The sequence below is a fragment of the Vreelandella venusta genome, from assembly GCF_044809155.1.
Classification (GTDB): Bacteria; Pseudomonadota; Gammaproteobacteria; order Pseudomonadales; family Halomonadaceae; genus Vreelandella; species Vreelandella venusta_B.
The window spans coordinates 1148349-1161343 of sequence record NZ_CP085241.1 but is presented as its reverse complement, the minus strand read 5'-3'; the positions used below and the strand labels follow the sequence as shown (position 1 = coordinate 1161343).

Sequence of the window (12995 nt, the reverse complement as noted above, 5' to 3'; positions counted from 1 at the left end):
TACATTGTTAAAGAGCGACTGCTATGCGCAGTGATAAGCGTTCTTTCACGTTAAAAAAAGAGAAAAGACCTTTTTTTCTTTTAATGTGAAAAAAGCATTCGCTTATCACTGCGTATCAACAGCATTCTGATCAGGTAATTCATTGTGAGCGCTTACCGCGAGAGTGATGCATCGTTTAAGGAGGTGATCCAGCCGCAGGTTCCCCTACGGCTACCTTGTTACGACTTCACCCCAGTCATGAACCACACCGTGGTGATCGCCCTCTTGCGTTAGGCTAACCACTTCTGGTGCAGTCCACTCCCATGGTGTGACGGGCGGTGTGTACAAGGCCCGGGAACGTATTCACCGTGACATTCTGATTCACGATTACTAGCGATTCCGACTTCACGGAGTCGAGTTGCAGACTCCGATCCGGACTGAGACCGGCTTTTCGGGATTAGCTCACTCTCGCGAGTTGGCAACCCTTTGTACCGGCCATTGTAGCACGTGTGTAGCCCTACTCGTAAGGGCCATGATGACTTGACGTCGTCCCCACCTTCCTCCGGTTTGTCACCGGCAGTCTCCTTAGAGTTCCCACCATTACGTGCTGGCAAATAAGGACAAGGGTTGCGCTCGTTACGGGACTTAACCCAACATTTCACAACACGAGCTGACGACAGCCATGCAGCACCTGTCTCTGCGTTCCCGAAGGCACCAAGTGATCTCTCACAAGTTCGCAGGATGTCAAGAGTAGGTAAGGTTCTTCGCGTTGCATCGAATTAAACCACATGCTCCACCGCTTGTGCGGGCCCCCGTCAATTCATTTGAGTTTTAACCTTGCGGCCGTACTCCCCAGGCGGTCGACTTATCGCGTTAACTTCGCCACAAAGTGCGCTAGGCACCCAACGGCTGGTCGACATCGTTTACGGCGTGGACTACCAGGGTATCTAATCCTGTTTGCTACCCACGCTTTCGCACCTCAGTGTCAGTGTCAGTCCAGAAGGCCGCCTTCGCCACTGGTATTCCTCCCGATCTCTACGCATTTCACCGCTACACCGGGAATTCTACCTTCCTCTCCTGCACTCTAGCTTGACAGTTCCGGATGCCGTTCCCAGGTTGAGCCCGGGGCTTTCACAACCGGCTTATCAAGCCACCTACGCGCGCTTTACGCCCAGTAATTCCGATTAACGCTTGCACCCTCCGTATTACCGCGGCTGCTGGCACGGAGTTAGCCGGTGCTTCTTCTGCGAGTGATGTCTTTCCTAATGGGTATTAACCACTAGGCGTTCTTCCTCGCTGAAAGTGCTTTACAACCCGAGGGCCTTCTTCACACACGCGGCATGGCTGGATCAGGCTTGCGCCCATTGTCCAATATTCCCCACTGCTGCCTCCCGTAGGAGTTCGGGCCGTGTCTCAGTCCCGATGTGGCTGATCATCCTCTCAGACCAGCTACGGATCGTTGCCTTGGTGAGCCTTTACCTCACCAACTAGCTAATCCGACATAGGCTCATCCAATAGCGGGAGCCGAAGCCCCCTTTCTCCCGTAGGACGTATGCGGTATTAGCCTGGGTTTCCCCAGGTTATCCCCCACTACCGGGCAGATTCCTATGCATTACTCACCCGTCCGCCGCTCGTCAGCATCTAGCAAGCTAGATCTGTTACCGCTCGACTTGCATGTGTTAGGCCTGCCGCCAGCGTTCAATCTGAGCCATGATCAAACTCTTCAGTTTAAAATCATTGTGATGCTTACTCGTCACCCGAAGGTAACAAAAGCGCATCAAACTTGGCTCAAGGTTCAAACGAATTCATTCAAACTTTCGTTCTCATGACCGCTTGCCTTGATATTTGGTGATTTATCACCCTCATCGGCAAGCGCCCACATGAATTACCTGATCAAATTGTTAAAGAGCTGTTTCGCTGTGCTGGCTCGATGACTTGAACCGCGTTGCCTCAGCGAGGAAGGCGTATTCTACGCACTTCCTGGTGGTTGTCAACCGCTGTTTTCAGTGACTGAATTCAGCGAACGAGGCGAGCCATACAATCGCTCTAACCTACTGACAAACCGAAGGTTTTTACCTTCATACACCGCTGGTAACGCTTGGCGTCCCCGGCAGCGGATGCGTACTTTACGGATTCGCGGCCGGGTTGGCAAGGGCTTTTAGAAAATAAGCTGTAATAAAAAAGCGGCAGACAATGCCCAGGGCAAGTCTGCCGCAAACCACCGATCAGTACCCTGACCAGAGAGTGCCTGGTAAACGCCTAAGCTTAAATCTCAAAGCCTAAGCCAAAATCGTCGCTTGAAATGGCCATTAAACTGCCCGCCCCCGCTTGGATCATCGCCGCGTGCGCTTTGGTACGTGGCAATAGACGCTGGTAATAGAAGCGTGCGGTATTTAGCTTAGCGGCATAAAACGCTTTCTCTTCCCCCTCCAAAGATGTCGAGGCCTTTTTAGCGGCAAGAGCAAATAGATAAGCGACCGTGACATAACCTGAGTACATCAGGTAATCAACGCTTGCAGCGCCTACTTCCTCGCGATCCTGCATTGCCTTCATGCCCACGCCCATCGTTAGCTCGCCCCACTCGGCGTTCAGCTTGGCCAGCGGTTCGATAAACTCTTTAAGGGCTGGGTTGTCCGTTTCGGTCTTGCAGAACTTATGAATTTCTTTGGTGAACACTTTGAGCGTCTCACCCTGGCTCATCAGTACTTTGCGACCGAGCAAATCTAGGGCCTGAATTCCCGTGGTGCCTTCATAGAGCCGTGTAATTCGCGCATCGCGAACAAGTTGCTCCATACCCCACTCTTTAATGAAGCCATGGCCACCAAAAATCTGAACGCCCTCATTGGTACACTCAAAGCCCACCTCGGTTAGGAAGGCCTTAACGATCGGGGTCAGCAAGCCTAGCAATGTTTCAGCACGTTCACGCTCCTCTCCCGGATGTCCATGCTCAACAACGTCTAGCATTTGAGCGGTGTAGAGCACCAGCATACGTCCGCCCTCAGAAAACGCTTTCTGGGTGAGCAGCATGCGACGTACATCAGGATGGACAATAATGGGGTCGGCTGGCTTATCTGGCGCCTGAGCACCCGAAAGCGCACGCATCTGCAGTCGGTCACGTGCATAGCTCAGCGAATTTTGGAAGCTCGCCTCCATAAGGCCAAGCCCTTGAATGCCTACCCCAAGACGCGCAGCGTTCATCATCGTAAACATGCACGCTAAGCCTTTGTTAGGCGGGCCTACTAGGTAGCCAACCGCGCTATCAAAGTTCATGACACAGGTCGCATTACCGTGAATACCCATCTTGTGCTCAAGGGAACCACAACTAACGCCATTGCGCTCGCCGGGGTTATTCTGAGCATCGGGCAGGAACTTAGGCACCACAAACAGTGAAATACCTTTTGAACCTTCGGGTGCGTCAGGAAGCTTCGCCAACACAAGGTGAACAATGTTTTCAGCTAGGTTGTGATCACCTGCTGAAATAAAGATTTTGGTGCCGGTAATGGTGTAGGCATCACCATCAGCAGGGACAGCGCGCGTTTTAATGAGGCCTAAATCAGTACCACAATGCGGCTCAGTCAGGCACATTGTGCCGGTCCAAACGCCTTCTACCAGCTTGGTAAGATACGTTGCCTTCTGCTCATCGGTACCGTGGTGCCTGAGAGCATCAGCGGCACCGTGAGAAAGACCTGGATACATACCCCACGCTAAGTTGGTAGCGCATATCATTTCAGACAGCATCATCGCCAGCGAATGGGGCAAACCTTGGCCGCCCTGTTCTGGGTCAGCTGCAAGGCTTGGCCAACCGCCTTCCACGTACTGCTGATAGGCCTCTTTAAAACCTTTTGGCGCTTTTACGTCGCCACCCTCTAACAAGCACCCCTCTTCATCTCCACTTTGATTAAGCGGCAGTAGCACCTCGCGAGCAAAGCGAGCGCCTTCTTCTAAAACAGCGTTCACTATATCGGGAGAGGCGTCATCACCATGTGCTAACGATGCATAGTGTGACGGGTAGTCAAACATTTCATCAGCAACGAAACGTAGATCACGCAGGGGGGCCTGGTAGCTGGGCATTGCACTTCTCCTAAACAAAGGGGTTGAAAGCAGCCCTGCACCTAGATACCAACAGGCTTCACAAACCGCTTTCAAACACATGTTTGAAAGTTAGCGCGAGCACCCCGCATAGTCAAGCGGTCGTTTGAATTTAGGCCTTAAATCAACTACAACTTTGGTAGCTACTGACAAAACGACTGAGGCACAAAAAGAAAAGCCTGCCAGCAAGGATGCTGGCAGGCTTTGAAACGGTTTCAAAATCGCTAAAAACTACTGCATGCGGATACCACCATCTAAGCGAATAACCTCTCCATTAAGCATCGGGTTAGTAATGATCTGCTCGGCAAGCTGAGCAAACTCATCAGGCTTACCTAACCGTTTCGGGAAAGGCACCGCCGCCGCTAGCGCTTTCGCGGCCTCTTCAGGAATTTCGCTCATCATCGGCGTTTCAAATACACCCGGCGCAATGGCCATGACGCGGATGGCGTGCCGAGAAAGTTCTCTTGCCGCAGGCAAGCTCATTCCAACTACACCTGCTTTAGACGCACTGTACGCACACTGCCCCACCTGACCATCAAACGCAGCCACTGAAGCCGTATTGATAATAACGCCTCGCTCACCGCTCTCGTTGGCCGTATTTTTAGCCATTGCAGCGGCAGCCAAGCGCATCACATTAAACGTCCCCACCAGATTAATGTTGATGGTTTTCGCATAGCCTTCTAGGTCTGCAGGATTTCCCTCTCTATCGACAAGCTTCGCTACGCTCACCACACCCGCGCAGTGAATAACGCCTGAAAGGCCGCTTTCACCGCCCAGGGTCACGGCCTCATCCACCGCCTGCTGCATCTGTTCAGCAGAGGTAATATCAGTCAGGCAAGCCTTGGCGCCACTGCCTAGCCGCTCCGCATGGTCCTTAACGCTGTCACTTAAGTCACACAGAACAACATTTGCCCCGGCCGCTACTAAGCGCTCTGCCGTGGCTGAACCAAGACCGGAAGCAGCCCCGGTAATTAAAAACGTGCGATCCTTTACCTGCATTACCAATTTCCTTCTAATTATTGAGTAGCTTGCGTCTGTTCAGCGGCCTGGGCACGAAGTTTAAAGCGCTGAATTTTACCGCTCGGTGTTTTAGGCAGCTCATCGACAAACTCAATGACACGGGGAAAAGCATGGGTAGAGAGTCGCTCCCGCACTTGCTGGCGGATTTCATCGGCAAGCGCCTCGCTCGCTTCATACCCTTCACGCAGCACGATGAACGACTTAATCACCTCGCCACGAATTTCATCAGGCTGCCCCACTGCTGCAGACTCCGCCACGGCCGGATGAGTCATCACGCTATTTTCAACGTCCGTAGGACCGACCCGATAACCCGCAGTGGTAATAATATCGTCATCGCGCCCGGCAAACTGGAATGAGCCGTCTTCATTACGAATAACGACATCTCCCGTTAGGTAGTAACCGTTCACAAAAGGATCTTTTTCTTGCCACGTGTAGCCTTGGAAGAAGTGGGCTGGAGAGTTTGCGATATCCACTGCCAGCACGCCCGGCTCACCAGGGGGAAGCTCGTTATACTCGGCGTCCAGTATGGCTAACCGATACCCTGGCATTGGCACACCCATTGCCCCCACATGCTTGGGATGATCAAGGGAGTGATGGTTGTTACAGGTCATGCCCGTTTCCGTTTGTCCATAGTGGTCCATCACCGGACAACCCAGTGACTTCTCTACCCAGGTCACGACTTCTGTATTCAGAGGTTCACCGGCCGAGCTAGCCGCGCGAAGCTCTAGCGTTTGATGGGCGTCATCAAATAGCCCAGACGCCTTCATCAGGCGATACGCTGTGGGCGCAGCAGCGAAATTAGTAATATGGTGACGCTTCATAAATGCCAAGGCGCCCTCCGCGCTAAAACCCGCCTCGCAGAAGTGGGTGGTAACGCCTAGCAGCAGCGGCCCGGCAATCGCGTAATAGAGCCCGTATGCCCAGCCAGGATCGGCCATATTCCAAAAACGGTCATCATCACGAAGGTCTACTGCCAACTCCATATAGAGGGCAAACGCCGTCATACCTGAAAGAGGCACCGCCACCCCTTTAGGCTTGCCCACGGTACCCGACGTAAACATTTGCAGAAACGGCTTTTCTGGGGAAAGGCGCGGCGGCTTATCGCTCATTGACGTATGCGTCAACGCAGCCTGCCAATCATGATCGTTAGGATGCTCGCTAGTGGCTCCCCCAACCGCTAGAACAGGCGGACACTGCGTCAGCCCGTCAAATTTATAGCGGTTAGCATGATCGGTAATCACCAGTTTGGTGTCCGCACGCCCTAAACGATAGTCCACTGCATCAGGACCAAAGGCGGTAAACAGTGGCTGATAGACCGCGCCAATTCGCCATGTGGCTAATACGGCTACCAGCAGCGCTGAAGAACGCGGCAGCATGCATGCGATGCGGTCTCCCTCACCCAAGCCCTGGGAAAGAAACCAGCCCGCAAGCTTGCCACTCTCTTCATCAAGCGCTGCGTAACTTAGCGTATGCATAGCCCCTTGGGTGTCTTCATGCACCAACGCTAAGGTTTCTCCCCGGCCAGCACGGACATGCCGCCCGCAGCAGGCTTCAAAGGCATTGAAACGGCCGTCTTGGTGGTCATCCAGCCTGGCAATCATATCGTTGACGGAGAAGCTTTCCAGGTAGGTTGTATAGGTTGGTAGTGAGGCTGATGTTGCTGTCATGGTGGCTCTCTTATGTTGTTAGTCGTGAGCAGTTTTACGCAAACAGACAGGCCAGGGTTTCAATGTCACGCGTTATAATTATCCGTTTACGTTAACGGAAACCTTGTAGATGAACTAACGCTAAAAGCATTTACGCAAGAGCGCAAGCAATCAGCGTTGTAAACAGGTTAGACGTTGGTCGAGCGAAGGTGTACTAACAACCGCTTACACGATGCACCGATTAACGCGCCATGATCATTGCAACCAACTCATCGGCTAAATCATCGGGCGTCCGTGGGCCGGCGGGGTCGTACCAACGCACCGTCCAGTTTAGCGCGCCTAGAATAAATCGAGACACAAAGAAGCGGTCACCATGGATCAACCCAGCGGCCAACGCCTCGTCGATTACCTCGACCCATAGATCCTCATAAGCATCACGCAGATGGCTCAAGTGTGCGCGAGAAGCAGCGTCTAAGCGCCGCCACTCAAATAACGCCACCACATGGGCATTTCGGTCAGCAAAAAGTGTTTCCAAGTGCGCCCGCGCCATGGCATGTAAGCGCGCTTCTGGCTCCTTTTCACACCGTTGCAAAGCCGCTTTGGCAATAATAAGCGCATTCTGGGTGCCCTCTTCTATTACCGCAGCTAAGATTTCCTGCTTATCTTTGAAATGATGAAACAAGCTGCCAGACTTGATACCCATTTCTTGCGCCAGCATACGCACGGTGGTGCGATCAAAGCCTTCTTGGACGAATAGCTGAGCCGCTAAACGTGTCAATTCCTTGCGGCGGGGAGATGCATTCATTACATTCATGTCACTCACACTAGCGCTTGCTTGGTTAGTGGGGAGAAGACCACAGCCCCGCTAATGGGTCAACGCATGGCTTAGTACTTCATTAAATAATCATACGTAAGACAATCATAATAACGCTGTCAGGAGACGCACCAATGAGTAATGCCACCGAGGTTGTATTTTTATCCGCTACCCGTACGCCAATGGGCGGCATGATGGGTAGCCTTTCCAGTATGACGGCTCCCGAGCTCGCAGCCGTTGCAATCCGCGCCGCCATAGAACGCGCAGGCATCGAGGCCTCCGCAATTGAAGAAGGCATCATGGGATGTGTGCTACCCGCCGGTGTCAAGCAAGGGCCAGCTCGCCAAGCCATGCGTCAAGCCGGTATTCCCGACGCTAATGGCGCAACCACCATCAATAAACTGTGTGGTTCAGGCATGAAAGCCACCATGCTGGCTCACGATTTGATCAAAGCCGGCACCGGCGAAGTACTTTTGGCAGGCGGCATGGAGTCCATGTCTAATGCCCCTCACGTACTGACTAAAGCGCGTGGCGGCTACCGTTTAGGGCATGGCGAGTTGAAAGATCACATGTTTCTTGACGGCCTAGAGGATGCCGAAACCGGCAAGCTGATGGGTGTCTTTGCTCAAGATGTGGCAACCGAACGCGGCTACACCCGCGAGCGACTCGACGATTTCGCTATTGCTTCGCTTGAACGAGCGATGGACGCCACCAACAGTGGCCACTTAAATGCTGAGATGGCTCCGGTAACAGTGACCAGCCGCCATGGTGAAACCCTGGTCGAGCATGACGAACAGCCCTTCCAAGCTAAGCTGGATAAAATCCGCCAGCTGCGCCCAGCGTTTGCTAAAGACGGTACGATTACGGCCGCCAACGCCAGCTCAATTTCCGACGGTGCCTCCGCGCTTATTTTGGCCAGCCATGACGCCGCTAAGCGTCACGGCGTAAAGCCGCTAGCCAAAATGCTGGGTCACACAACCCACTCCCGCCATCCAAGCGAGTTCACCATCGCCCCCGTAGGAGCGATTGAAAAGCTGATGAAAAAGCTTGGCTGGGGCGTTAACGACGTGGATCTCTTCGAGATTAACGAAGCGTTTGCGGTTGTTACGTTAATGGCAATGGATGACCTTGGCTTACCCCATGAAAAGGTTAACGTGTTTGGCGGCGCCTGCGCTCAAGGGCATCCGATTGGCTCAACGGGCTCACGGGTGATTGCGACGCTGATTCATGCCCTACGTACCAAAGGCGGCAAGCGCGGCATCGCCAGCCTTTGCATCGGTGGTGGCGAAGCCACCGCCGTGGCCGTAGAACTCATCGACTAACAAAATCTACATGCTCGCGCCTTGCCAAACGGATTATGCCAAGGCGCGTAGCTCCTCTTTATTGCCATACGCTTCTGACGTCGCCAACGTCTGCCAATCCAACGACGTGTGTTTCTCGAGGGCGTTGCTGCTACCGTCACATTCATTGTTAGATGGATCATCCGCCATACGAAACTGTCCTGCATATTCGCGCATTTGCAAAGCTTCTTGCGTCAACCCTTCAGCACTTTGTGCAGCCTGATTCACCAGCCTCAACGTATCTTGGGTTGTCATATCAATTTGCGCGACTGCTCTATTCACTTCTTCAATACCACGGCGCTGCTCCTCAGACGCGCTGGCCATCCGCTCCATCAACTGCTCTACCTGAGTAGCCGACTGCATAATATCGCGCGTATGTTCACCCGCTTGCTGCGACAGCGCGCTGCCCTGCTCAACACTCTGGCGCGACGCTTCAATCCGCGCTCGAATCTCGTGGGCTGCATCAGAGCTGCGGGTTGCTAACGCCCGCACTTCGCTAGCGACTACCGCAAAACCACGCCCATGCTCACCCGCGCGCGCTGCTTCAACAGAGGCGTTCAACGCAAGGATATTGGTTTGAAAGGCAATGCTTTCAATCATTGAAATAATGCTTTGTATTTCCTCGGAGTGCCCGTTAATGGTCTGCATAGTCGCTATAAACTGAGCGATGATCTGATCACCTTGCTGGGCTTTATGGGCAACACCGGTCGTGGCCTGACTCACGTGGGCTGCACTTTCTGCGTTTTGATTGACGGTTGCGGTTAACTGCTCAAGGCTTGCCGCCATTTGCACAAGCGCAGACACTTGCGAGTCCGTTTGCCCTGCCAGCTGTTGGTTTTGAGCCGCCATGACTTGGCTGTCGGTATAAACCTGTTGGCTACTGTTGTTGAGATGGTTCACCGTGGTTCTTAGCGAGAGCTGCATATTGGACAACTCGCTGAACAAACGGCCAATTTCATTATTGGCATGATTTTCAACAGGCGTTGACAAATCTCCCTTAGCAATACGCTGAAAGTGCTGCGTTATCGTATTTAGAGGCCGCAGTACATTGTTGCGCACACCCCAAACGACAAATGCAATGATGAGTATGGCTGCACAAATAACGCCCAGCACTCCCCAATAAAGGAGTGACGATACATTTTGAAAACGATCAAGTTGCCCGGCCCCACGGGCAACCGAATAATCATAAAAAGCATCTGCCGTGCTCACAAACTTCTGGCTACTATCATCAACGCGGGATTCACCAGAAAGGAAGCCACGAACATCGCGCTCCTCCAGCATCATCATCTGCAAGCTTAAATTATTATTAACCAACGAACGAAAATCATTCGCCAGCTGATTGACAAGCTCAAGCCGCCCTTCCTCAGGAAAACTCGCATGAAAGGCGTTGAACCGCTCGGAAGCGGCGCTTAACAAGCTCGCTGCCTCCTCTATCAGAGGCTCTGGACGATCAAAAGAGGGAGTACGAATGAGCTCCGCAGCTCGGTTCATTTGTATGCGGGCACGCAGCAACTGAGTATAAGCACCATTCAGCTCACGCACCTGATGCATTTCTCGCTGCTGTAACGACGTAAAGGCTTCTCTGCCAAAATGATTGGCAAATAATCCTAAACCACCAATCGCCAATATCAGACAGGTGAACGTGACTAACACCAGCGCCCAGCTCGCTTTAACGCTCAGATTATTGATCATGCGCATAACAGCCCTCAATCACGTGACGGGTTATTAACATTTAAAGAGAGCCACAGCTGTAGACGTCGACGGATCTCTATTAACGCTTGCTCATACGCATCTAACTTACTCATTAACCGCGGATCACGAATATCCCAGAAAAGCATTTCGTCAGCGTGACCCTGCCATTCTCTGCATGCCTGTTGCGCCTTGTCGCACAGCACGATGACAAAATCGAAATGTTCATTCTTAAATTCATCCAAGGACTTACTGCGCAAACCGTCGGTAGAAAGCCCTTGTTTGTTCAGCGCCTCTAGCGTTAGTGCATGGGGTTCATCTGGCTCGGAACCTGCACTAAACGCATCAAAGCGATCACTTGCCATATGGCGAAGTAACGCCTCCCCCATTAGAGAACGCGCAGAATTGGCGTTGCACAGGAACAGCACGCGGCGCTTTGACATAAGTAAAAGACCTTCTCTTATGAATTAGATTTTGACAATTTACGTCTTCAAGATGACGACTTTATTGCAGCCTGCTAATAACGGTAGAAATATATGGTAAAACATATATCATGATTGCTAGCTGTTAATGCTGAACCCATGCGTTCTTCAATTTATTAAGTGAGCACCTAATGACCGCGCCCACCGATTTACCTAACGTTGACGCTAGTCTCTTTAATGTCCCAAGCCATGAAATGCTGCTGCTACCTTCAAGCGATCTGCCAGCCCCCAAGATTCTGCTGCTCTACGGCTCTCTGCGTGAACGCTCGTTCAGCCGGTTGGCGGTTGAAGAAGCCGCTCGACTACTCAATGCAATGGGAGCTAATACGACGATTTTTGACCCGCGCGGTTTACCCTTGCCAGATGCGGAAGATGCGAGCCACCCTAAAGTCGATGAGCTGCGTACCCTGGCACAGTGGGCCGATGGCATGGTGTGGTGCTCACCTGAGCGCCATGGTGCGATGACAGGCATTATGAAAGCACAAATCGACTGGATTCCGCTTGCGCTAGGCGGTGTCCGCCCCACGCAGGGGAAAACCCTCGCGGTGATGCAAGTATGCGGTGGTTCACAGTCGTTTAACACGGTGAATCAGCTGCGCATTTTGGGTCGCTGGATGCGTATGGTGACGATTCCCAACCAGTCATCGGTACCTAAGGCTTTTATGGAGTTTGATGATAACGACCGCATGAAACCTTCACCCTTTTATGACCGCATTGTTGATGTCATGGAGGAACTGGTGAAATTCACTCTGTTGGTTCGTGAGCGCAGCGACTTGCTAACCGACCGCTACTCTGAGCGGAAAGAGAGCGCTGAAGAAGTCTCTAAACGCGTTAATCAACGTGCTATTTAATCAGGGAGTGGTGTTATGACGACCCAAAGCAACTCATCGCCTACCAGCGCCGACATGGGGCTGTTTGAACGCTACCTCTCCGTATGGGTAGCACTTGCCATCGCTGCCGGGATTGCACTAGGGCAGTTCGCCCCCGCCGTGCCAGAAGCATTATCACGGTTTGAGTATGCCCAAGTATCGATACCGATTGCCGTACTTATCTGGGCGATGATTTTCCCAATGATGGCCCAAATTGACTTCAGCGCTATTGCAGGGGTACGCCGCCAGCCTAAAGGCCTGACCATTACCACTACAGTCAACTGGCTGATAAAACCCTTCACCATGTTCGCTTTGGCCTGGCTGTTTTTCATGGTGATTTTTCGGCCCTTTATTCCTGAGGAGCTGGCTAGCCAATATCTAGCGGGTGCCATATTACTAGGGGCCGCGCCTTGCACCGCGATGGTATTTGTATGGAGCTACTTAACACGAGGTGACGCGGCTTACACTCTGGTACAGGTGGCTTTGAATGACGTGATTATGCTGTTTGCCTTTGCACCGCTGGTGGTTTTCTTACTCGGTATCTCGAACATTCAAGTCCCCTGGGACACAGTTATCTTATCGGTAGTGCTGTATATCGTGATTCCGCTTGCGGCGGGCTATTTCACCCGTAAAACACTGATTGCCAAGCACGGTACTGAGTGGTACGACAACGTGTTTATGAAGCGCGTCGGCCCTATTACGCCGATCGGTTTAATCATTACCCTGGTACTACTCTTCGCCTTCCAAGGCGACGTTATCTTGAATAATCCGCTGCATATCGTATTGATCGCTATTCCGCTCATTATTCAAACGTTTTTAATCTTCTTTATCGCCTATGGCTGGGCCAAGGCGTGGCGTGTGCCGCACAACATCGCTGCTCCTGGTGCCATGATCGGCGCCAGCAACTTTTTTGAACTGGCGGTCGCCGCTGCCATTGCCCTGTTTGGCTTACAGTCAGGCGCTGCGCTCGCCACAGTAGTGGGTGTTCTAGTGGAAGTCCCGCTGATGCTTGCGCTAGTCAGGATTGCCAATAAGACCCGCCAGCATTTCCCCGCTAACGCCTAACA

At 52.5% G+C, this 12995-nt stretch carries 9 protein-coding genes and 1 rRNA gene; 3 read left to right on the top strand and 7 right to left on the bottom strand.

Translation table 11 applies throughout. The annotated features are described in order from the left end of the window. Nucleotides 1–176 precede the first annotated feature (176 nt). From LG301_RS05535 to LG301_RS05515, 5 genes are all read right to left on the bottom strand, one after another. Nucleotides 177–1709 (bottom strand): 16S ribosomal RNA (locus tag LG301_RS05535). Between the two features lie 535 nt (nt 1710–2244). Beyond that, entirely contained in the window at nt 2245–4050 is a 1806-nt protein-coding gene (locus LG301_RS05530) for an acyl-CoA dehydrogenase C-terminal domain-containing protein (RefSeq protein ID WP_404474126.1), read from the bottom strand. 249 nt (nt 4051–4299) lie between these two features. Beyond that, nucleotides 4300–5067, bottom strand: coding sequence for an SDR family NAD(P)-dependent oxidoreductase (locus tag LG301_RS05525; RefSeq protein WP_404474124.1), 768 nt, complete (start codon nt 5065–5067; stop codon nt 4300–4302). A gap of 17 nt (nt 5068–5084) precedes the next feature. Then, nucleotides 5085–6755: an AMP-binding protein gene (locus LG301_RS05520; protein ID WP_404474122.1), complete on the bottom strand. Its 1671-nt coding sequence runs from the start codon at nt 6753–6755 to the stop codon at nt 5085–5087. A gap of 220 nt (nt 6756–6975) precedes the next feature. Further along, entirely contained in the window at nt 6976–7539 is a 564-nt protein-coding gene (locus LG301_RS05515) for a TetR/AcrR family transcriptional regulator (protein WP_404475184.1), read from the bottom strand. A 143-nt stretch (nt 7540–7682) separates the two neighbouring features. Here LG301_RS05515 and LG301_RS05510 point away from each other — a divergent pair, with 143 nt between their 5' ends. After that, on the top strand, nt 7683–8870 hold the full coding sequence (locus tag LG301_RS05510) for an acetyl-CoA C-acyltransferase (protein WP_404474120.1): 1188 nt from the start codon (nt 7683–7685) through the stop codon (nt 8868–8870). A gap of 33 nt (nt 8871–8903) precedes the next feature. On the opposite strand, the gene LG301_RS05505 is transcribed toward LG301_RS05510, so the two are convergent. After that, a complete protein-coding gene (locus LG301_RS05505) occupies nt 8904–10586 on the bottom strand; it encodes a methyl-accepting chemotaxis protein (RefSeq protein ID WP_404474118.1) in 1683 nt (560 codons plus the stop codon). Between the two features lie 8 nt (nt 10587–10594). Continuing rightward, nucleotides 10595–11020, bottom strand: coding sequence for an arsenate reductase ArsC (locus LG301_RS05500; protein WP_404474116.1), 426 nt, complete (start codon nt 11018–11020; stop codon nt 10595–10597). Nucleotides 11021–11190: 170 nt separating this feature from the next. Between LG301_RS05500 and arsH the strand changes: the two genes are divergently transcribed. Next, entirely contained in the window at nt 11191–11910 is a 720-nt protein-coding gene (gene arsH / locus LG301_RS05495) for an arsenical resistance protein ArsH (protein WP_404474115.1), read from the top strand. A gap of 15 nt (nt 11911–11925) precedes the next feature. Then, nucleotides 11926–12993, top strand: a complete 1068-nt coding sequence (arsB, locus tag LG301_RS05490; protein WP_404474113.1) for an ACR3 family arsenite efflux transporter — start codon at nt 11926–11928, stop codon at nt 12991–12993. The last annotated feature ends 2 nt before the right edge of the window (nt 12994–12995 follow it).